Annotated in this window: 16 protein-coding genes; 3 read left to right on the top strand and 13 right to left on the bottom strand. The window is 56.5% G+C overall.

Annotation, left to right across the window (positions count from 1 at the left end; genetic code table 11):
* Window positions 1-16: 16 nt before the first annotated feature.
* The 7 genes from addA to MWU60_RS16660 form a co-directional block, all read right to left on the bottom strand.
* On the bottom strand, window positions 17-3358 hold the full coding sequence (gene addA / locus MWU60_RS16690) for a double-strand break repair helicase AddA (protein WP_247228515.1): 3342 nt from the start codon (window positions 3356-3358) through the stop codon (window positions 17-19).
* A complete protein-coding gene (gene addB / locus MWU60_RS16685) occupies window positions 3355-6282 on the bottom strand; it encodes a double-strand break repair protein AddB (RefSeq protein WP_247228514.1) in 2928 nt (975 codons plus the stop codon). The genes addA and addB overlap by 4 nt, the downstream gene beginning before the upstream one ends.
* Window positions 6275-6946, bottom strand: a complete 672-nt coding sequence (locus MWU60_RS16680) for a nucleotidyltransferase family protein (RefSeq protein WP_247228513.1) — start codon at window positions 6944-6946, stop codon at window positions 6275-6277. The genes addB and MWU60_RS16680 overlap by 8 nt, the downstream gene beginning before the upstream one ends.
* Window positions 6943-7914, bottom strand: a complete 972-nt coding sequence (locus tag MWU60_RS16675) for a phosphotransferase (protein WP_247228512.1) — start codon at window positions 7912-7914, stop codon at window positions 6943-6945. Before MWU60_RS16675 ends, MWU60_RS16680 begins: the two co-directional genes overlap by 4 nt.
* Window positions 7907-8371: a tRNA (adenosine(37)-N6)-threonylcarbamoyltransferase complex ATPase subunit type 1 TsaE gene (tsaE, locus tag MWU60_RS16670; RefSeq protein ID WP_247228511.1), complete on the bottom strand. Its 465-nt coding sequence runs from the start codon at window positions 8369-8371 to the stop codon at window positions 7907-7909. The genes MWU60_RS16675 and tsaE overlap by 8 nt, the downstream gene beginning before the upstream one ends.
* Window positions 8372-8412: 41 nt before the next feature.
* Window positions 8413-9975 carry a PAS-domain containing protein gene (locus tag MWU60_RS16665; RefSeq protein ID WP_247228510.1) on the bottom strand — a complete coding sequence of 521 codons (1563 nt, stop codon included), beginning with the start codon at window positions 9973-9975 and terminating at the stop codon, window positions 8413-8415.
* 78 nt (window positions 9976-10053) lie between these two features.
* On the bottom strand, window positions 10054-11457 hold the full coding sequence (locus MWU60_RS16660) for a sensor histidine kinase RegB (protein WP_247228509.1): 1404 nt from the start codon (window positions 11455-11457) through the stop codon (window positions 10054-10056).
* A 167-nt stretch (window positions 11458-11624) separates the two neighbouring features.
* Between MWU60_RS16660 and MWU60_RS16655 the strand changes: the two genes are divergently transcribed.
* Complete coding sequence (locus MWU60_RS16655; protein WP_247228508.1) at window positions 11625-12176, top strand: ActR/PrrA/RegA family redox response regulator transcription factor; 552 nt, start codon at window positions 11625-11627, stop codon at window positions 12174-12176.
* On the opposite strand, the gene MWU60_RS16650 is transcribed toward MWU60_RS16655, so the two are convergent.
* Window positions 12173-13042: a LysR family transcriptional regulator gene (locus tag MWU60_RS16650; protein ID WP_247228507.1), complete on the bottom strand. Its 870-nt coding sequence runs from the start codon at window positions 13040-13042 to the stop codon at window positions 12173-12175. The genes MWU60_RS16655 and MWU60_RS16650 overlap by 4 nt on opposite strands.
* Before the next feature lie 96 nt (window positions 13043-13138).
* Here MWU60_RS16650 and MWU60_RS16645 point away from each other — a divergent pair, with 96 nt between their 5' ends.
* The gene (locus MWU60_RS16645; protein WP_247228506.1) at window positions 13139-13303 is read left to right on the top strand and encodes a hypothetical protein; all 165 of its coding nucleotides are present in this window, start codon (window positions 13139-13141) and stop codon (window positions 13301-13303) included.
* Here MWU60_RS16645 and MWU60_RS16640 read toward each other — a convergent pair whose 3' ends face one another.
* The 5 genes from MWU60_RS16640 to MWU60_RS16620 form a co-directional block, all read right to left on the bottom strand.
* Window positions 13304-13771: a hypothetical protein gene (locus MWU60_RS16640; protein ID WP_247228505.1), complete on the bottom strand. Its 468-nt coding sequence runs from the start codon at window positions 13769-13771 to the stop codon at window positions 13304-13306.
* A 2-nt stretch (window positions 13772-13773) separates the two neighbouring features.
* Complete coding sequence (locus MWU60_RS16635; protein ID WP_247228504.1) at window positions 13774-14304, bottom strand: GspMb/PilO family protein; 531 nt, start codon at window positions 14302-14304, stop codon at window positions 13774-13776.
* Entirely contained in the window at window positions 14304-15269 is a 966-nt protein-coding gene (locus MWU60_RS16630) for a PilN domain-containing protein (RefSeq protein WP_247228503.1), read from the bottom strand. The genes MWU60_RS16635 and MWU60_RS16630 overlap by 1 nt, the downstream gene beginning before the upstream one ends.
* A 179-nt stretch (window positions 15270-15448) precedes the next feature.
* Window positions 15449-16726, bottom strand: a complete 1278-nt coding sequence (locus MWU60_RS16625; RefSeq protein ID WP_247228502.1) for a DUF1501 domain-containing protein — start codon at window positions 16724-16726, stop codon at window positions 15449-15451.
* Window positions 16727-16798: 72 nt separating this feature from the next.
* Window positions 16799-19399 carry a DUF1800 domain-containing protein gene (locus MWU60_RS16620; RefSeq protein WP_247228501.1) on the bottom strand — a complete coding sequence of 867 codons (2601 nt, stop codon included), beginning with the start codon at window positions 19397-19399 and terminating at the stop codon, window positions 16799-16801.
* 413 nt (window positions 19400-19812) lie between these two features.
* Between MWU60_RS16620 and MWU60_RS16615 the strand changes: the two genes are divergently transcribed.
* Window positions 19813-21462: a GspE/PulE family protein gene (locus tag MWU60_RS16615; protein WP_247228500.1), complete on the top strand. Its 1650-nt coding sequence runs from the start codon at window positions 19813-19815 to the stop codon at window positions 21460-21462.
* Window positions 21463-21469 lie beyond the last annotated feature (7 nt).

The raw sequence follows: 21469 nt of genomic DNA, 5'->3' as shown, positions 1-21469 counted from the left end.
ACACCCGCCCCGATGGTCAAGATGTAGCGAGCGTGTTCAGTGCATCGTGAAGATGTTGTTGCGATAAAACGGTCAAAGTACCGGTGTGTGTCCACAGGATTGCAGTGGTGATCTGGTGATCAGGGTAGATATCGCGCAAGGCCAGATCATAAGCGGCCAGCTGGCGCTGCAGACCGATGGGTGTATCTTCGGGTCTTTCAGGAACAAGCTGGTTGGATTTGTAATCAATCGCGGTGATCGTATCGGGTCCGATGATCAGACGGTCTATGGCGCCATGAATACGGCCAAGACCGGGAATGTCGGCGGTGACAACGACCTCTGTCAGGGCATCGGCATCCCAAAGCCATTTCAGGTCAGGTTTTTCGATCAGGGCGATCACCTCATCGACCAGTGTCGCATCATCGGATTGCAGAAGTTGCAGCCCAAGTTTGTGCCGCTGATCCGCCGCAGCCAACGGCAAGTGTTCGAGAAGCAGGTGAATTTGCGTGCCCCGCTCTTTTGCATCGTCGATATCGGTACCCGCTGGATCACCCTGCATGATCTTTGCGCCCGGCAATTCTGAAGGTGCGATGGTCTTACCGGTTTGCGGGATCGGCAACTCACCAAACTGCGGTGGAGAAACTGACGGCTTTTGCCCCACGTCTTTCGTCACCAGTTTGGGCGCATCCCAGTCCAGTTCCGATACCCGGCGTAACGGCATGTCACCCAGCATCGCATCATAGGCCCCGCGCCGCTCCATCCCATCCGCGACGATATTGTACCAACTGGCATCACCTTCGCCGACGTCACCGGCGGCTCCGACGATCAGCCATTTTTCAGCGCGGGTCATCGCCACGTAAAGCAGTCTCATCCGTTCACGTGCCTGTTTGGCGATAACCGTGTCACGCAATGCAGTCACCGATGGGGCGGACGTCTTGGCAGGGGTTTTCCAGATCAGGTGATCGGCAGCAGGCAATAGTTCCTGGTTCACCCTCACATCCCGTTTGGCGGTATCGGGCAGAATGACGACCGGTGCTTCCAGCCCTTTGGCACCATGCACGGTCATCACCCGAATGCGGTCGCCTTGGCTTTCCATCTGGCGTTTGACCTCCAGATCGTCGGTTTCCATCCATGTCAGAAAGCCCGTCAGGCTAGGCACACCCGTGCTTTCATAGGCGAGCGCCTGGGACAGCAAAGCATCAATGCCATCCTCGGCCTCTGGTCCAAGGCGGGCGAGCAGTTTGCGCCGCCCATCATGGCGGGTCAGGATGCGTTCAATCAGGTCATAAGGGCGCAGAAAGTCGGATTTGCTGCGCAGATCGTTGAGGATGGCAAGGGTTTCGGCGTGATCCGCGTTGCGCAGCGCCTCCCACAGAAAGCTATTCTCAGGGCGATGGTGCGCGAGCGTAAACAGGTCCTGTTCAGTCCAGTCAAACAGCGGCGAACGCAGTGCGGCGGCAAGCGATAGGTCATCCTCTGGCAAGGCCAGAAAACTCAGCACAGCGGCAAGGTCTTTGACGGCCAGTTCTGCCCCGACACGCAGACGATCTGCGCCTGCGATTTTCAAGTCAGCGGCCTTACACGCGCGAATGATCTCGGCAAAAAGCTCGGATCGACGTTGGACAAGGATCAGAAAATCGCCCTCTGTGATCGGGCGACGGTTGTAGTGACCCGTATTCCCAATCTCATCTGGGATCGTCTCATGCGTGATCATGTGTTTGATCTGTTCGGCTACGCGCTGGGCCATCAGAACGGTGTGATCGGTGGCGCTGGGCTCATCGACGGGTTTGTACCATTCGCGATTGTCTTCGACCGTTGACCGTTCAATCACAGGCCAAAGGTCCACACGCCCCGGCATGTTTTCCTTGAACGCGATATGGGTCAGCGTGTCATCCATGCCTTCCGCGCGATCACCGATAAAGGTCTGGTCCACGACCGAAAGGATTGCTTGCGAGGACCGGAAAGAATGGTCGAGCGATGTGACCTCAAAGGGTTTGCTGATCGCCTGATGCGCACCCCGGAAATGCGCTTTCATCTGATCAAAGGCGGCGGGGTCCGCGCCTTGAAACGAATAGATTGATTGTTTTTTATCGCCCACGACAAACACGGTGCGTTCGCGGTCCATCCGGGCGCCCTCACCAGTGGCGAATTCTTGGGTCAGCTGTTCAATGACAGCCCATTGTGTCGGACTGGTGTCCTGCGCTTCATCCACCAGGATATGGTCGATCCCACCATCAAGGCGGAACAACACCCATTGCGCAACATCGCGGTCGGTCAGCAGCGCCTTGGCCTTGCGGATCAGATCATCGAAATCAAGCGCACCCATGGCCAGTTTGCGGTCCTCATAGGCCGGAACAAAGATGTGTGCGAAGTGATAGAGTGCCATGGTTCGTTCAAATGCATCCATCGCCCAGAGATGCGCTTTGGCAGCCGCGACACGATCCATCCAGTCGTGCACCGTTTCAGCGACTGGCGCCATCGCCGCAACTGCTTTGGTATGGTTACTCTGAGGATAGTTGACCGACTTTGAATTGCAGGTACCAGCATAGAGGAAAAGGCGGAAAAGCGTGTCTAACGCTGCCCAATCTGGTGTCTTCAGATCAAGCGCGGCCAACTCGGCGGCGAATTTCTTATAGGTCGCAGATTGATCCTGAAACGCCACCTGAAGGTCGGCGACAATTGATGTCTCGTGCCCCTGGAAGGCGATAGACAATGCATCATCACGCTCGGCATTAGCTGGCAGATCAAGTGCCGCTTTCACATCAGCAGCGGTGCTTGGCCTCGCAAATGCATCGCGTTTTCCCGCGATATCTGCCGTGAATTTCGCAAGGTCATCCCCGGTAAAATGCATCAGCAGCTGACGCACGACGCCAGCCTGCGGCCCCATGATCATGTCATCCACCACCTCGGCGCGCAGGATTTGGGCCGCGCGGTCTTCCATTTCGCGGAATTGCGGGCTGACTTGCGCTTCAAGTGGGAAACGTCGCAAGACTCCTGCGCAGAACGAGTGAATGGTCTGGATTTTCAAACCACCTGGCGTTTCGATCGCGCGGGCAAACAGCGTGCGGGCTTGCGAAAGTTGTGGCCCGTCGATCTGGCGATCAACGCCCAAGCCAAGAAGTTCCGCACGCAAATCATCATCCGCCATCATCGCCCATGCACCAAGGCGCTGGAAAAGACGGTTCTGCATCTCGGCGGCGGCGGCCTTAGTGTAGGTCAGACAAAGGATGTTTTGCGGTGACACATCTTCCAACAACAAACGCGCCACGCGGTCGGTCAAAACGCGGGTCTTGCCGGACCCCGCATTGGCCGACAGCCATGTCGATGTGCGTGGATCGGCGGCGTCGACCTGCCGTTGGGTGGCGGCGTCGCGGATCATGTCAGCACCTGCGGGGTGGGATCATCACTGGTATCCCATTCGCCATAACGTGACAGGTGGTCATAGTCGCTTTGATCGGTTTTTGAGAAGAGGGCAAGGCGGGCAGTGTAGCCACGCATGGGGTCGTGCCAATTGGCAAAAAGCGTCTCTAACTCGCCCCAAACCTGATCTGGTGGCTGTTGGTCCAGCGGCGCAGGGACGTTCTTCATCGCCGCATTCACGCCGATGAAGGCGGCCCCACCAACGGACATCTGCCCAAGGTCTTCAAACGCGCCAAGTTCCACCATCGCCGCCTCAAGCAGCAGTTGCTTGTCAAAGGTCAGTTGCTGGTTCTTGGTGGGTACCGCACCGGTCTTATAATCATAAATCAGCGCTGATCCTGTTTCTGTCAGGTCGATCCGGTCCGCTTTGCAGGTCAGTAAAACGCCGGAAGGGGCAACAAAAATCTCGCCATAAGCTTCGATCTTGTGGTCTGTGGCAAGGGCTTGGCGTTCGGCTTCGTCCGCGAGGAACTGATCGGCGCTGCGCTCCATTCGTGCCATCCACTGCGCGCGGATTGTGGGCCATGGGCAATGTGCTGCGAATTCCGTTGCGGCAATCTGCATCAGTGCGTTTCGGTCACTGGGACCGTGACCCGCGCGGATGAATTTTTCGAGGATGCCATGCACGATGATGCCGCGTAGCGGGGCATCGGCGGTGGGCGAAAGCGGATCAAGCGGGTTCAGACGCAGCGTCTTGCGCGCATAAATCGCGAACGGATCGCGGATCAGCGTTTTGATCTGTGTGACCGACAGTTTGTCGGGTCGGGCCGCGACGGGTGGACAAGGCGAAGGGCGCGGCGCGGAGGGAACCCGCGCCTCTGGCGAAGACAGTGCAGCAGCCATTGCGCACCACGCATCACCTTTTGCTTTCATCGCGGCCAGCGCATCGGGGCCGTTCTGCTTTGGCAAACCTGTCAGCAGATTGGTCAGCCGGTTCACCCAGCGCGATGGCACGGTTTCCGCATCGGCGGACCGTTTCGCCCGCGTGATCCAGACCTCGCGCCCCGCAATGGCCTGTTGATAATCATGTGCCGATAGGCCGATCCGCCGCTCAGGCAGTAACAACCCTGCTTTTGCACGCATCACCCTGTTCAGCCACGGGTCAGGCGGCGGTGCTTCTGGCCAAACCCCATCGTTCATGCCGCCAAGGATGGTCAGGTCGACGCCTTGCACCCGCGCTTCAAGCGTACCCCAGATCAGGATGCCGGGGTGGCCCGCATCGCGGTCGCGCACGACGCCTTCGGCGATGATCGCGCCAAAAAGGGCCGCGTAATCACGAGCGTTCATCGTCCCGCCGGCACTGGCCACTTGTGTCAGATCGTTGCAGACCTTGCGCGCCTCGCGCCCTGCGGCTTCGTCCCAAAGACCGCCAGAGCCAGTGGCATCCGGCCCGGCGCAGAGCTGTTCAGATAGGGTGATGTGCCGTTCCAGATGAACAGAAAGTGCCGGCGATCCTGTGTTTTCAAGACCTGTGATCAGCCCCGCAAGCCACATAGCCCAGCTTTTGCGGTCTTGCCCTTTCTTGGCCCACGTCAGTAAATCATCCGCTTTTGGAAATGGTGGCCCGAAGCGGCGCAAATGCAGTTCCAAATCGCGCGTGTGGCGCAGATGGTCACCCCGATCATCCCGTTCGGAATGACAAAGGGGATGTTTGAGCACTGTTAAAAGCGCTTCGCCCGTTAGCGGTTTGCCAAAGACATCGGCGACATGGCGTAGGAACCGTCCGGGCGGCGACAACGCCAAAGGGGTTCCTGCACTGTCATCAGGTTTGATATTCCAGCGGTCCAAAGCAGCAGTGACTTGCCTTGTCAGCATACGGTCGGGTGAGATAAGCGCAGCCGTGATCCCATCTTCGGCGGCTTGGCGCAGGCGTAGTGCTATGGTTTCGGCTTCGGCACGGGGCGACGCTGCTTCAACCAACGTCAGCCCGTCGGTTGCCGTATGTAGATCGCCTAAGTTCGGCCCGTCAGAGAGCCATTGATCTGTCACCGGCGCTGGGCGCAGTGAAAGGGATATCAGTGCGTTGCGTTGCGGATGAACAGGGGGTTCGGCGGACCAGTTCGTGACATCGCCCTGCTGAAATCCGATCAGCTCCATCAGGCGACGAAAGCGGAACTGCGGATGATCCTCGGCTGTCATGTCGTCATCCATCGTGTCCCAGACTTGATCTGGCAGATCAAAATCAAAGCCGGGCAGGATGATCGCGCCTTGCGGCAGCTTCGCGACGGCTTGCATGAACAGCGCCGTTGCTCCGCGTGATCCGGTGGAGCCTGCGATGATGATCGGATGGGTGGGCGGCGCGGTTTCCCAGCGCTTGGCCAGTGCTTCAATCACCATACGTTGCCGCGCCTCTTTATCCGGTGGTTCATCCTGTCCATTAAAGAAAGGGGTGATGATCTTGAGGAACGCCAGCGCGCGTTCCCAATGCCCTGATTGATCGGTGATATCGAGGGCGGCAATCGTATCAGGGTGCACGCCTTCGCCCTGCATTTCGTCCATCAGTCTGGCAAGACTGTCGGACAGGTCATAAAGGGCGGCGCGGGGCGCCAGGTCCGGCTCTTTTTCCAACAGTTTTGCCACGAACTGCGACAGCTCTAACCGTCGCCGCAAAGGGGAAACAGCGGGCGGCAGGGCAAGTGAGACCGGATCGTTGGCGAGGTCTGTGATCAAGCGGATGCGCGGCAGCAGACGCGCTGGGCCTGCGTCAAACACCGCTCTGATCCGGCGCTGCATGCGCGTCGTGTTAACGTAGATTTCCACGCGCGCCAGATCTGTCGGGGTCATATCGGCTATGCGCCCGACAAGCCCGTCAACCAGCCCTTGCGCAAAATCAACGCCCGGCGGGCTGGCAAAGATCCGTGGTGTTGTGCTACGCTCAAACATCCAGCATCGCCTCGGCCAATGGCAGGCTGGAGGGTTGCCCGACATCGCACCATTGCCCGTCGTAGACGGTGCCAAACAACCCGCCGCGTGCGTTGATGATGTTCCAAGCGACATTCATCGAAAAAGCAGCTTCATTGATCTCGGCCAACACATCCGTGCGGATGATTTGCAGGCCAGTGTAAATCGTCTGTGGTCCGCGATGCAGCTTTCCTTCGGCATCAACCGTAAAATCACCTTTCCCGAGGTGACCCGATACGTTGTGTTTCTCAACCACGAGCAGCAGCGCTTCCATCTTGGGTCGCCAAGCGTTCAGGATGCGCTGCACTGGGTTGGGGCCCTGCCAGACGGCATCTGTGTTCATCGTCAGCACTGGATTGCTGTCCAGAAGCGGCAGTGCCCGCCGCAGCCCGCCGCCAGTTTCCAGCAGCACATCGCTTTCGTCTGAAAAGATGATGTGGCGATCTGCAAGGTGTTGCCGGATCATATCGCCGCGATAGTGCAGGTTGACGACTTTTTTTCCAACATCGGCATCGCCTGCAAAATCGAGAGCATGATCAATCAGCGTCTTGCCCCCAACCCTAATCAGCGGTTTGGGCATATCTTTGGTAAGCATGCCCATGCGGGTGCCCAGACCGGCAGCAAAGAACATGATGGGCATCGTCATGGCTTCAGCCTTTGCAGATGGTCTGCTGTCGGTGCTGGCACTGTGTCCAGCACCGCTTGTTTCAGTGTTGCGAGTGCGGGGTTTTGCAGGTCTTGCAGGATATGGCCCCAAACGCGCGGCATGAATTGCAGGTATCGCGGTTTACCGATGACGCTCACCAGACGGGCGAAAACGCCAAGGATGCGAAGATTGCGCTGTACCCCTAGGCAGGCGAGTGACGCGCGAAAGTTGCCCTCTGCTTTGGTGCGTGCCGCGAAATAGTCGATTATGTCATTCGCGACCGCCGTACTGATATCCCGTCGTGCATCCCGCAACAGCGAAGCCAGATCGTACCCAGCAGGTGCCGTGAAAGCGTCTTGAAAATCAAGCAGGCCGACCTGATCCAAGTCGTCCTTGTCGGGCCGCCAAATCAGGTTTTCCGCATGATAGTCCCGTAGGGCGAGCGTTGATGCGTTGGGCGCGAAGTTCGTCATCGCTTTGCGTAATTCCTGTTGCAGGTCTGTGGTGTTGGATTTGCTGTAGTGGGTTCCAACGATCGCCACCATGTCTGCGCCGACGTCCGGTGTCATGCGGCCAAGGTGTGCGGGTGGCGGAATAGTTTCAAGCCGAAGCAGCACATCTGCGGCCGCCTTGTATAGCATCGCTTCGTCGCCCGGATTCTTTGCCAGCCAGCGCACATAGTCGCTTGCCCCAAGGTCGCTGAGCATAACAAGGCCTTTGTCAGGATCATGGGCAAGGATGTGGGGTGCGGCAAAGCCGTGCGTTGTCAGCAGCTGTGCAATCTCAACAAATGGGGTCGTGTCCTCATCGTTTGTTGGTGGCGCATCCATCAGGATTGCGGTGTTTGGACCTTTGCTTAGCCGCAGGTATCGGCGGGCAGAGGCGTCGCCCGCAAGCGCCGTGCGTGTCCAGTCTGACCATTCGGTCTGATCCAGAAACGCATCAATGGCGGACCCGCGATCAGACATGCAACCCGCTCAGCCGTTCTGGCCATTCGTATGCGCCAGAAATGATGACATCGTGATGCGTGTCCTGTGCAGAGAATGCGAGGTTCAACGCGTCTTGCGGGGCGATATCCCCAAGCCTGTCGGGCCATTCGATCAGGCAAATAGCGGTTTCAAACGCCTCGTCGAGCCCAAGCTCCAATGCCTCATCCGGATGCGTCAGTCGATAGAGGTCGCAGTGCCAGATGTCCCCGGCATCATCTTCATAGGTCTGCACAAGTGTGAATGTGGGTGACGGTACGTCCTCCATCCGCCCAAGTTTGGCACGGATCAGGGCGCGGGCAAAGGCGGATTTGCCTGCACCAATCTGCCCTTCCAGCAATAGCGTATCACCCGGTTTTAGACGCTTTGCGATCTGCGCAGCCAAGGCGGACGTCGCATTTTCATCAGCAAGTGAGAACTCAAAAAGGGTGTGGTGCATGCGCCGACATTATGGCGTTGCGGCGGTGCTGCAAGCGGAAATCAGCGTTTGCTGGCCTGGATCGCAGGATCGGGCAACGTGATCTTATGAAATTCCGGGCGTTTGGGTGGTGCGATGACAAAACGTACCATCGTCATGCCGCCAGCAATCGGGTTTGCCTTGCAAGCAAGGTGCCGTCCATCTTCCAGCAGCACGTGGTCTGACCAAGGCTTGCGTGCCCCAAGTTGCTGGATGAACGTGCGCATATCGTCCCACATGGCAGATGGGATACACTGATCTTGCCACGTTTTCATCTCGGACTGCAAAACGCGGTGTTCCAGCATTGAGCTGCTGTTGTTCGCCCAAAGGTTTCCATAGGCGCTGTTCGACATCACCATGGTACCGGTTGATGAAAAGACCGCGATGGCGTCGGTCAGGGTATCAAGAACCGCCTGCCCGGTTTCGATATCCAGACGGAAACGGCGCGTCAGAGACATCTCTGCGCTGATATCTTCAAACATCAGCGCAAAGGCGCCGTCGGGATGGGGCGTGCCTTTGACGCGGTAGACCTGGCCTTCGGGCAAGGTCCAGTTTTTGCTGTAAGTGCCGTCTTTTGCGGCCATTTCGACCGCAATAAATTGTTCGCGCCATGTCGTATAGTTCTTCGGCTCTGGCATCATCCGAAGCTCGCGCAGCCGGTCCAGAAATGTGTCGATTGTCGGCTCCGTGCTGAGAAACTCAATTGGCAGTTTTGTCATCTCAAAGAGCGCCGGATTGAACACCGCCAAACGCCGATTTTTATCAAAGACCGCAAGCCCGATGGATAAATCCCCAAATGTCTTACCCAATGTTTGGATGAACTCGGTCTTGGTTTTTAGGGCTTGAACGAGCTCAGTTGCTTCATCTGCAAAGTAAAGCGCGCCGTCCGGCCGTGCTATTTTTGTGATATCAAACCAGACAATATCTTCACCATCGGTCGATTTGACGGAAACCCTTTGGACAGTTGGGCCCTTAGGATCGACCTGCGCATCAGCCATGGCGTGAAACGCTTCCAAATCATATTTTGCGCGAGCGGCGGTATACGCATCATTCGCCCATAGCAGGGTGCCCGCAGTATCTTCGTGCCAGATCAACTGAGGCGAATTGGCAGAGATATCTTTCATGAGGGACGATTGGGCGTCAATGGATGCCTGTGACAGCCGTTTTGCCGCGTTTTCATAGGCTTCTTCTTCGCCGCCAATGGCGATTCTAAGCTTAGGGCCTTGCCGCTGCACATCAACATAGACCGATGGATCGCTTGCGCTGCGAATACGAATATCTGATGTCGCGGGATCGTCCAGCGTTGCCTTTAGGCTGGGAAACTCGGCGGTGATGGCGGTGAGGACGGCGTCATAGTCCGTCAGGCTTTTGCTACGATGGTTAATTAATGCCCAAGCATTCTTGGTCGCATCTACCAGAACATTGTCCTGAAACAGAAAGACAGTCCCACAATCTGCCGGCGTTTTTGCGTCATGGGTATGCTGATGCTGCCCTATCTGACGCGATTGTAGAAACGACATAATCATGAAAGCACCCACAATGGCCGCACCCACAATGGCGCAAAGCTCCACCACGTATATCCACATATTCTGTCCAGTCCTGTCGTCTGCCCTGTTAAAGCATCGGTCAGGAAAGTTAATGCGGCCTTAATCTCAGTGGCAAAGCTATGGCCAAATTGGGATTGGTTGGTTTTGGCCAAGTGCGGTCCCGGTTGCTTGGGTGCTGTCTTGCAAAACTTCGCGGGGCCATGTTGCCTCAATCACGGCACCGCCAGTCGCATGGCCGGTCCAGCTGGCATGCCCATGTCGGCGACTGTTTGAAAACGTCAGCTTTGCGCCAGATCTTTCCAGCAAGGTCTTGGCGATAAAAAGCCCAAGCCCCATTCCTTCATACCCCGGTCGCCGCGCGCCATCCTCCGATAACCTGCGCCGCCTCACATAAGGATCGCCGATGCGACCGATAACCGACTGCGGAAAACCCGGCCCGTCATCAGAGATTTTGATATTGATTGCATCATTTGACCAAGTGACATCGACCGTGACGATGGATTTTGAAAAATCGACGGCATTCTGGATGAGGTTGCGCAGGCCATGAATAACCTCGGGTCGTCTTTGGACAATCGGCTGGGTCAGGTTTGCGTCGTCTTGCGGTGCAACATCGAAGTGCACGGATTTGCCGCGTCCCAGATGAGGTTCCGCGGCCTCGCGGACGAGGGTCTCGATGGGAGCCTGTCGCAGGTGCAGATCATCCTTACCAGCGCGCCCCATGGAATGCAGAATATCGCGACAACGGTCCGCCTGATCGCGGATCAGTTCGGCGTCTTCCAAAAGCTCCGGATGATCCTGAAGCTCTTCTTTCAGCTCGCTGCTGACCAGCTTGATGGTCGCCAGCGGCGTTCCAAGTTCATGGGCCGCAGCGGCGACGACGCCACCCAAATCGGTGAGTTTCTGTTCACGTGACAGAGCAAGCTGGGTTGCAACAAGTGCCTCGCCCATCGCATGCATTTCGGTTGTGACCTGACGGGCGTAGAGTGCCAGAAACACCAGACTGATAAGCAAGGCGATCCAAAACCCAAACTGGAACAACAGCGGCAAGGTCAGCGCAACGCCGTCCGCGTTGACCAGCGGCAGGTTATAGGTGCTGATGATCGTTATCAGCACCATCGCGGTCAGACCCAGAAAGATGGTGTTTCTCAGGTGCAGGACGGTTGCGGCGATCGTCACCGGTGCCAGCACCAGCATTGCAAAGGGGTTGTTCAAACCGCCGGTCAAATACAACAGAATGCTAAGTTGGACGATATCAAAGACCAGCCAAAGCGTGGCCTGGTTTTCAGACAAACGTTTGTTCTCAGGATAAACATAATAGGAGACCAGGTTCGCAACGACCGCTGTCGTGATTGCGAGCGCTGCCAACCCGACCGCAATCTCGATGTCATAAAACCGTACTGCGACGAAAATCGCGGCAGATTGCCCCGCAATCGCGAACCACCGCAGGACCATGAGGGTCCGCAGCCGCACCCAATTGCTGCGCTCATGCTCTTGGAAAAACTTGAAACCGGTGTGCGGCATGATCTGTGATCCAATGCGTTTGTTGACCCAAAGGATAAACCGAAACGGTCAAGGATCAATGCGACTTGATAGACGCGGCACGGTCTTGAAACATGCGGTATCCGATGCTGAGTTGACGCGGCCCGCAACAATCCTACCTCTGTAGAGTAATATCAGTAGGGCAGAACATGAATATCGAGGCGCTGGACCTGGGCGAAGACAAAAGCCTCCTCCTTGTAGATGATGATGAAGCATTTTTGCGTCGCCTTGCAAAGGCGATGGAAAAGCGTGGCTTTGATGTTGAAATGGCAGGGTCCGTGGCGGCCGGCAAGGCCGTGTCGACAGCGCGACCGCCCGCCTATGCGGTTGTGGATCTGCGGCTTGAAGACGGCAATGGTTTGGATGTGGTTGAAACGCTGCGTGCCCGTCGTCCCGAAGCACGGATCGTTGTGCTGACGGGATATGGCGCGATTGCGACGGCTGTTGCGGCAGTCAAAATCGGCGCGACCGACTATCTGGCCAAACCTGCGGATGCAACTGACGTGACGAATGCCCTATTGGCCCGCACAGATGGTCTGCCACCTCCGCCCGAAAACCCGATGAGCGCGGATCGCGTGCGTTGGGAACATATTCAGCGGGTGTATGAACTGTGTGATCGCAACGTGTCTGAAACGGCGCGGCGTTTGTCGATGCATCGTCGAACCTTGCAGCGTATTCTGGCAAAGCGCAGCCCGCGTTAGACCGCACTCAACAACCACGACTTCACCGTTTTGGCGCGGGGCGACAGAACACCCTTGGGATAAACTATGTAGTATCCCACATCTTTCAGGTTCTTCTTAATCAAGGGAACCAGAAGACCTGTTTTGATATCATCGGCGACCATAGTGCTTGATGCGACAGTCAGGTATTTGCCTGACCGAACAGCAGACATGACCATGCCAATTGTGGGCACCACATTGATCAGGTTTGAGTTCAGATCGACCCCCGAAAGCGATACCCAGCGCCGCGCTTCGCGGTGCACGTTTTCAAATATCCACGGCAGGCCTTCGAGGTCGGCAAAGCCGCTTACATCACGCCCGGCGATCAGCGAAGGTGCCCCGACCACGGTAAAATCAGCTTTGACCAGTGGTATCACATCCATCCCTGGCCATTCGCCCTTGCCATAACGCACCGCCATGTCGATGCCTTCGCGGCGCAGATCAAGCACTTGCATGCTGGGCATGATCGACAGTCCGACATCGGGGTGCTTTGCCCAAAAATCTGCATAGCGCGGCATGAGCCAGTTTTCTGCAAAACTGGGGGTGACAGACAGCGCGACGGGCCGCGCTTCCGCATCGGCAGTAATCGCGTTCACACCGTTGATGATTTGCGAGAAACCGCCACTGAGGGCTGCGGCGAGTGCAGTACCCGCATCGGTCAATGCCATGCCGCGCCCTTCGCGGACAAGCAGCGAGGTCTTGAGGTCTGCTTCGATGGCACGCACGTGCTGCGCAATTGCGGCATGGGTGACGTTCAGTTCGCGTGCCGCAGCCGAGAATGACCCGGCACGTGCCACAGCCTCAAACGCGCGGAGCGCTGCAAGAGATGGAATGTCACGCCAGTCCATATGATAGCCCCCCTTACATATGGAAAATCATACTGAGTCGCTTGAAGTCCGTAAAGCCAATAAGAATTAGGTATCTTCAAAACGAAAGGAAAAGCCATGCTTTCAGTACTTGCAGACGCCCTACTCACCTCTACGCGCCAGCAACGGTGGGACGCACCTGATCATTTCAAGACGCAGCGCGGTCCACGCAGCAATGCCGACATCGAAAAAGAGATTGCGGAACGGCGTTTGATTGCAATGCGCAGCGTTGGGATGTGGTGATCAGTTACCCTGCGTGAGGGAAAGGACTTCGCGTTTTCCGTCCGGGGTGATCACAGTAACAGAGGTTTGGGTGATGTCTTCGATCTCCCAATTGCCGACTTTTTCGCCGATCTGGACACGGAACATCTCAGCCTGGTTCGACAAACGCATCAAGGCAACCTGAACGTCGTCGCTTTCGACAATGCCGGTGAGGCTAATCGTGACAGCGACAGGCACAGGTGTGGCCACGGTTGCCTCGGCAGGTGGCCGCCGGGTCATGTGAAAAAGAGGCCTTGCCAGAAGCATCTCGGCCCCTTCTGCGATCACGGCCTGCGGGTCTGGTCCGGCGGGGGCTGCTGCCTGTTCCGGGGCAAGGTCGGATGCATCGGGGCTTTGCCCCAGTGGCATCCAGATGACACCCGCAAGCACAACACACAAAAGGCCAGCGGCCAGTGGTATCGTTCTCTGAAGATGAGGCGATAACAACATATCTACCTTGTAAACCCGCTTAGTTTCAGTTGGATCGCAAGCGGGCGATCATCAGAGCTTCGGTTGGTGCTGCGCGCGCGGCGGAGCGAGATGGTTTCAACCACAATGCGCGGTTCGTGTGCGGCAAGGCTTTCCAAAAAGCCGCCAAGCTGGCTTTCAGGAAGCGCGCCGTTCAGCGTCAGCGCCATCCGCAGCGCCCCGTTTAACTGTTCGATCTGATCGGCGCGGATAACCTCAAGCCGGACCTGATTTTGCTCGGCCAGTGCCTGCATGTCTGTTTGCATCTGCGACTGAGACAGCTGTGGGGTTTCATTGTCATAGAAATTCGACAGAACTTGCGGGGCGGCCTGCTGTGATGCGGCGCGTTCTGCCCGCAGGATCATATCCTGCTGGTTGGTGATGTCGCTGTAATTGCCACGTGCGATGTTGGCCAAAAGCACCGTCAGCAAGACCATCACGACAGAGGTACCAACAACCAAAAGCGTGCCAATGCGCCGTACCAATGTGGGGTTGTAGAACGAGAAACTATTCATCACAGCACCCCGGTTAGCTTGGCGTTGATCCGAAACCGTTCGAGGTTTTGGGTGTTGTCGCGGGTGACCGGGGACCCGAACTCAATGTCAGTGATCGCAGGCAGTGTTGACAAAAGCCGCGTCACTTCTGCAGCAGAGGGCGCAAAGCCAATCAGCGTCAGCTCATCATCGTCGACGATCATCTGTTCGAGCCATATGCCGTCCGGTAACGCGGCCGCAAGTTTGCCAATAACCGCGATGCGTGCCTCACCCATCGTTTGCCTGTCGCCAAGGCTTTGTGTGACGGCTTGCGCGGCGGCCAGTTGGCGCAGGTCTGCACTGGCGCGATCAGCCTCAGCGGCGACAGCGTTGTAGCGCACGGATTGCGCGGCATAGAGCGCCAAAACTGACAGTGTGAACAGTGCGAAGGCTGCGATCGGCATGCGTAGGGCGGGCGGAATATGCGCCAAACGCGCGAAAGGACCGCTGGCTTTGGACAGGATCGAGGTTTTCTTAAGCCAATCCGGCTCAACCCCTACCCGCAGCGCGCCGTCACTGCGATGACGCCGGGCAAGGTTGATAGATTTGCCGGTGCTTTTGAGCGCCTCAAGGACCCAGTCAATGTTGCTTTTCAGAACAATCGCACCCTCAACCAACCAATCGCCGTTTTTGGTTTCCTGCGCTGACCAGAACCAGACGCATTGGTCGCGTTGGATCGGCGAACGAAACTCCAACTCGGTTTCGATCATGGCTTGCAGGTCGTTAAACGGGCCATTGGGGATCTGAAAACTCAGGTCCAGTGCGGTGCGTCCAGCGAAAACAAGATCAATTTCGCGTTCGGGTAACTCTTGTAGGCGTTGGACCAATTCGGCCTGATCGGCGAAGGCCATCACGTCTTCGTCCAGCCGTAAGGAATAGGACTTATCGCCGAGATAAAGCTCTGGCGGGGGCGCTTTTCGCGGAACGCGCAGTGGTTCGTTGAGCATTGTCACACTTGCCGAAGCCAAATTCATGAACTTCGTCAGTGTGTTGACAGACTTTTGGGCCGTCGAAGCATTGGATGACTGATCGGGAGATGACGTCATTCCGGAACATGGCCTTTAAACGAATTGCGCTGAGAGGCAGTTTGCCCCTCAGCGCGGTAAGTTTCAACTGGCAGATTTTGTTACGCTACACTGCGGTTAAACAAGCCATGGTTCGTAAAGTTGTGACCAGGCAGCACGGTTGAGACAAGCGCCGTTGGCATGCTCATGTGGTTGACCATGATTTCCGCAACAAGGTCACGATATTCAGTCCGTGTTGGAACAAAGCGGCTCTGGAACAACTGGTCGCGGGCAAGTGATGTGATATCTGGTGCAATACCACCGGCTGTTGGGCCACCAAAGGCGAACCAGCTACTGCCCTTACCGTGGTCAGTGCCGCGTGTTCCGTTCTCAATCACCGTCCGGCCAAATTCGGTACCAACCAGAACAACGACGTTATCCAAGTTGCTTGCCATATCGCGATAGAAAGTCAGGAAGTCTGTTGCACCTTCACGGATCCGTCTGTGGTACCCATGGTCTTGGCTTGCAAACTGTCCATCCAAGTTGCTGGGAAGCTGGTTGGAGTGTGTGTCCCAACCAATGTTCCAGTCAAGCGCTGCAACCTCCAGCGGAACGCCTGCTTTCAGCAATTGTGCACACAGACGCAGACCACGGCCCAATGAACTGTTTGAATAGTTAAGACCGTTTGCTTCAACCGTGTAATTTACACCGGATGCCTGCACTTCTGCAATCGAGTCGAGCATGATCAACTGGTTGTCACGTACTTCTGCTTCCAGCCCAGGCTGATCAATCTCATGCGAGGCGATCTCGCGCATCATATCGGTCAATTGGTTATCGGCGCAGCCGGCACCGGAACAGAAGTTGCGGTTCTCAAGGTCAAAGTTACCACTGTTCTGCACGGCGGGCACCGGAATTGCGCCTTTAATGTCCGTGCTGATGGATGTCTTGCCCAGCACGGCACCCCGTAGCGGGTGATCCACGCCTGCATTTTCTTGCATATAGCGGTTCAGGTAGCCGTCGATGGCGTTGTTACGCGCGCCCTTACCGATCCAGCGCTGGTTGTCAAAGTGTGACCGACCGCCGTCATCCATCGCCGTGGATGGTGCGATCATCAGACGCCCGGCGTCAAAGATTTCCATCAACGGTTCAAGGTTGGGGTTCATCGCACGGTAAGTGTCGCCAAGATCAAGTGCGGAGTTGGCGTCAGTGTCACTTGGCGTGCCAATCGCCAGATTTGGGCGATGGTTATAATACTCAATGTCACCAACCGCCGGGAAGAGGTGAAGGCCATCCGCGCCACCGCGCATGAAGACCTTGATGAAAGTTTTACCACCGGCCGACTGGCCAAAGGAAAACTGTGGTGCGCCAGCGATACCCGCCATACTTGCAGCGGCTACCATTGCTGAGGACTTTAGAAATTCTCTACGGTTTTTCAATTTAGAAACCTTTCTTGTTCGGTTTGGAGCCGTTGCTTATTGCAATTGGAAGCTGGGAAGGACGATGAGAAGACCAGCGGCGCGGTTAAACGCATCTGTCTCGTTCCGCGTGAGCGGTTCAAAAATACCGTCCGCACCTTTCAGCACCGCGACCATGTTCTCATATTCGTCAAGGGCAAAGCGGTCTGCTGTCGCGACTGATAGCAGGTAGCCAGCAACCTCTTCAGCAGTTTCAAGACCAGCCTCACGGATTTTCGTTGATAGATCCAGGTTGTAGGTGCCAGGACGTTCAACCACATCGGTGATGGCGTTGTATTTGCCGATCATCGCAGCCGAGCTTGTCCAGGCGGAACCCACTTCTGCCATGCCGGTTGGGACAAGGAATTCAAGTGGGTCATAGCCTGCAGAGCGTGTGGCAGTGCGGAACCTGTCAAAGAAGTCACCATCAGCATCAGTCGCGTTAGGGCGCATGCCCAGCGCACGGATTGCCGATACGGCATATTCGTAAGGTGTCTTGCCTTTGGTCCGCTGCAGTTCAACCGCTGTGATGAACTCAGGCGCGGTCAGGATCGCGCGGACAACTTCGCCCATATCACCGTCGGTTGCCTGCCATGCAGCCACACAAGTCTGCACGAAGTTTGCAGGTGGCACATCGGCAACAAGACGCTGCACGATCTTGCCGCAAACATAGTTATGCGTGCGTGGATCGTCGGCCAGAATAGCAATCAGCTCTTCGCCTTCCTGCACACCGTCCGGGCCGGAGCGGCCAGCAATGGTTGTGTTCAGGAACGGGATGACCTTGTCAGCTGTGTCATGGTCACGCTCGCGGAATTCAAACTCATACGTCCGCGCCTGATTGGCAACGCCTTCGTTGGTCTGACGATAGTTCCAGCCTGTGAACACAAGCGACACCTGAATCACGTCTTCTGCCGAATACCCGCCGTCCACACCAACAGTGTGAAGTTCAAGGATTTCGCGGCCATAGTTTTCATTCAGACGTGCAGTGCGATCGTTGGGATCGTTGCTGCCACGGCTACGGTCATTGTCGAGGAACTGTGACATCAACGGGCTACGCGCAGAGTAAAGCAGCATGTCTTCGAAGCTGCCGAACGCGTTTTCGCGAAAGAACTCACGGTCGTCGATGTTCTGAACAATCACGCGACCGTTCTTTGTGGCGGCGTGGAAGTGGTTGTTCCAGAAATCACCCATCACGTCCTGCAGCTGCTTTTCGGTAAAGGCAGAATGCGCAAGGTTGTGGCGGAACAGGCGGTTCAGAATGTTACCTTGGCCGGTGTCATCACGGCGCAGCATCCGGTCAAAGTTCATCGCTTCAAATGCAGCATCGTTGATTGCAGCCGGGTTCAGCTGCTCATTGACGTAGTTCTCAAAGCCAATCTGACGCACGCGTGCATAAAGATCAGCGGTAGGGCCGTTTGTCATGCGTGACAGGGCCTGCGTGATACCATCAGCCGGGAGGCCAGCCTGGAATGTATAGTCAACCGGCACCGAAGTCACGGTTGGGCTTGAGCTGGATGCGCCGGTGATTGTGACCGTTGCTTCGCCTGTCGTCAGGTCTTCTGGGAACAGACGAACGGCAAACTGACCGGTGGTCGCACCTACATCAACGGTTGTTTCACGGCCCGACGGCATCACAACTGCATTGATGATGTCGAATGTTGCGGGGTCCATGACCTGGCCAAACAATGTCTGGCCGCTGTTGGCGACAACGTTCGCTTCAGACGCCCCACCCGTGATTTGCACGGCCTGTGTCAGGGTCACGTTTGCAGGTGGTGTCAGTGGGCTGGTCCGCGCCATATCTGCAGGGATCTCTACAGGTGGCGGCGGGGGCGGCGGTGGTGTACCACCGCCACCACCAGCGGGCGGCGGTGTGCCGCCACCGCCACCGGTAGGCGGCGTGGGTGACCCGCCACCGCCGCCACCCGCTCTAGAACTGGGTGTGCCACCAGATGATCCACTGGTCTCGCGGCGATCGCGGGCCGCGCTGGGTGTGCTGGGCGACATTGATGTTGGCGTCGCCGACCGTGTGTTTGTCGCGCCACTCGATTTTGCATCATTCGGGGTAGAACCGCTTACCGCGGAAGTTGCCGTCGCTTGTTCGGATGAACCGCCACCAATCAGGAAGGGTTGCCGGTCTGTCGCCACAGACGCCATCTGCGTTTCCATCGGGGCCAGATCGCTTGCGGGGGCTGCACTATTCGCCGTGTTCGCGGCAAGAGCAGTTGCTTCATCCTGCGTCAAAGCTGCTGCTGTGTTAGCCAGGCTCATGGGCTGGCTGCCCAATTCATACATTGAAATAAGCGCGATTTGTTCAACCGTCAGGCCTACGCCTTCTAACTGGATCAGGTGATCGCCAGCAGTCAATGTGGTGATTGCGCGGAACGGCTGCGCATTCTCTGCCACCAAATCAGGAACAGTCAAAATCACTTCGCCGTCCAAAGACAACTTCAATGGGCTGTCGGCGGGCGAGGTAAAGACGTAGGTACCGTCTGCAGGAACGCTGACTTTCAGGGGAAAGACAACGGTATCGGTCTGGACAGACGCGACTGTTGCGTTCGCCTCGATAATAACGGCCGGACTTGCGATGGCCGCCTCTTGCGCGATTGCGCTTGTGGCCATGGCAGTAAGAAAGAGGGGGGCGACTGCGAACAATCGAATTGGGTGGGATTTCATTTGGAAGCTCTCTGATTAGGAGTGTTTCAACAAGAACAAGGTGTTACACGAACATGAATTTAGGATGAACGTAATTGAGCCACAAACGGCCTTCAAAGCAACCGACACTATCACAAACTGGTTAATCGGCATGAAAACGCTTACAATCGTTGCCAAAAGGTGAACACTCGTGTGAATCTCGGCCTTATATACACGTAGACGTGCTAAATGCCGCAAAGCTGCCATAATGCTGAACGTGAATTTACCGTTTTGTGCAAAATAGTATTGATATTTGAAACAATGGAATCACCAGCGGGTGATCATGGCGATAGAATCAGGGGCCGAACCAATTGCTAGTTGATGTAGAAATGCGAGGCAGGTTGCCAGCGATCTTCCTTGAAAATGGAACGCTGTCTGACGCTGATCTGGCCAAAGTGAACGATGCGGCGGCGGCTACCGGGCAGCCAGTGCGCGCCGTTCTGGACCGCTTGGGCCTGATATCACAGAAAGAATGGGCACGGGCCTGTGCAGAACATCTGAATTATCCGCTGCTGACAGCGGATGATTTGCCGACCCGATTGCCACAAGATGCCCGTTTGTCTGCGGATTACCTGCGTCGGTCCGTGATTGCGCCGATCGAAATCACGGATGATCGCGCTTACTTTGCTGTCGCTGATCCGTTTGATGAACAGGCGCTTGCTGCGCTTGATATGATTTTCGGTGCAACGCTGGAGCTTTGTGTTGCAACGGACCGTGACATTGAAACAGCAATGGCCCGCAGTACAGCCGCGATTGAGGCTGAGGCGCCAAGCGCTGATATGGTGGTTTCACCCACGGATGGCATTTCGCTTGATACTGATAAGCTGACAGAGTTAGCCAATAACGCGCCCACTGTCCGCTATTTGGAAACACTCTTTGATGCCGCACTTGAGATGCGGGCGACCGACATTCACCTGGAGCCCAATCAAAAGTCCGCACGCGTGCGTCTGCGCGTCGATGGTGAGCTGGTTGAGGTCCAAAGCCCCGACACCGGTATATATGAAGGTGTCGTATCGCGCCTGAAAATCCTTGCAGGCATGGACATCAGCGAACGTCGCCTGCCGCAGGACGGCCGCATCCGGCAGCGTATTGCGGGCCGCGAGATTGATATGCGTGTTGCCAGCGCCCCTATGATCCATGGTGAGACGATTGTTCTGCGTTTGCTGGATAATCACGAAGGGTTGTCGAAACTCGCGGACCTCAAACTGCCTGCGCATGTGTCCAAACGGCTTGGGTCGGCGATCAAGCAGCCCAACGGGCTTATCCTTGTCACCGGCCCGACGGGTAGCGGTAAAACGACCACCCTGCATGCCGCGATGAACGAACTGAACGATACGCGCCGCAAGATCGTCACCATTGAAAACCCTGTTGAAATTCAAACGCCAGGCCTGCAACAGATTGAGGTGAACCCGGAACTGGGTTGGACATTTGCCGCCGCCTTACGCACCGTTCTGCGCCATGACCCTGACGTGATTATGGTCGGCGAAATTCGTGACAGCGAAACGGCTGAACTGGCCGTGCGGGCAGCGATGACAGGTCACCTCGTGTTCTCAACCCTCCACACGAATACCGCCCAAGATGCAGCAACACGTCTGATTGATCTGGGTGTGCCAGAATATCTGATGAAATCGGTCGTCCGTCTGGTGGCCGCCCAACGTCTTGTGCGCCGGGTTTGCACCGCTTGTGCAGAGCCGATTGATCTGGATCGTAAGCCCAAGACACGCGATGTTTTTGCCAAGATCGACCAACGCACCGGAAATCTGACGGACCCTAGCAAATGGAACCTGATGCGGTCTGTTGGCTGTGATGCCTGCAATCAAACCGGTTTTCGGGGTCGTTTGGCCTTGTTTGAAGCGATGGAACCCGAGGAACTGGCCGCAAAAGACAAGCGCGGTCAACGCACCATGGGATCAGAGGGCGTGCGTATGATCGCCGAAGGGCATACAACGCTGGAAGAAGTCATGCGCGTGCTTGGCGTGAAATCCTTTTAAGGACTGC

This window comes from Yoonia sp. F2084L, assembly GCF_023015625.1.
Lineage (GTDB): Bacteria > Pseudomonadota > Alphaproteobacteria > Rhodobacterales > Rhodobacteraceae > Yoonia.
This window is presented reverse-complemented; position numbering and strand designations above follow the sequence as displayed.

Coding starts and splice junctions, on each gene's coding strand:
- addA (WP_247228515.1), bottom strand. CDS start 3,358: ATGATCCGCGACGCCGCCACCCAACGGCAGGTCGACGCCGCCGATCCA.
- addB (WP_247228514.1), bottom strand. CDS start 6,282: ATGTTTGAGCGTAGCACAACACCACGGATCTTTGCCAGCCCGCCGGGC.
- MWU60_RS16680 (WP_247228513.1), bottom strand. CDS start 6,946: ATGACGATGCCCATCATGTTCTTTGCTGCCGGTCTGGGCACCCGCATG.
- MWU60_RS16675 (WP_247228512.1), bottom strand. CDS start 7,914: ATGTCTGATCGCGGGTCCGCCATTGATGCGTTTCTGGATCAGACCGAA.
- tsaE (WP_247228511.1), bottom strand. CDS start 8,371: ATGCACCACACCCTTTTTGAGTTCTCACTTGCTGATGAAAATGCGACG.
- MWU60_RS16665 (WP_247228510.1), bottom strand. CDS start 9,975: ATGTGGATATACGTGGTGGAGCTTTGCGCCATTGTGGGTGCGGCCATT.
- MWU60_RS16660 (WP_247228509.1), bottom strand. CDS start 11,457: ATGCCGCACACCGGTTTCAAGTTTTTCCAAGAGCATGAGCGCAGCAAT.
- MWU60_RS16655 (WP_247228508.1), top strand. CDS start 11,625: ATGAATATCGAGGCGCTGGACCTGGGCGAAGACAAAAGCCTCCTCCTT.
- MWU60_RS16650 (WP_247228507.1), bottom strand. CDS start 13,042: ATGGACTGGCGTGACATTCCATCTCTTGCAGCGCTCCGCGCGTTTGAG.
- MWU60_RS16645 (WP_247228506.1), top strand. CDS start 13,139: ATGCTTTCAGTACTTGCAGACGCCCTACTCACCTCTACGCGCCAGCAA.
- MWU60_RS16640 (WP_247228505.1), bottom strand. CDS start 13,771: ATGTTGTTATCGCCTCATCTTCAGAGAACGATACCACTGGCCGCTGGC.
- MWU60_RS16635 (WP_247228504.1), bottom strand. CDS start 14,304: ATGAATAGTTTCTCGTTCTACAACCCCACATTGGTACGGCGCATTGGC.
- MWU60_RS16630 (WP_247228503.1), bottom strand. CDS start 15,269: ATGCTCAACGAACCACTGCGCGTTCCGCGAAAAGCGCCCCCGCCAGAG.
- MWU60_RS16625 (WP_247228502.1), bottom strand. CDS start 16,726: ATGGTAGCCGCTGCAAGTATGGCGGGTATCGCTGGCGCACCACAGTTT.
- MWU60_RS16620 (WP_247228501.1), bottom strand. CDS start 19,399: ATGGCCACAAGCGCAATCGCGCAAGAGGCGGCCATCGCAAGTCCGGCC.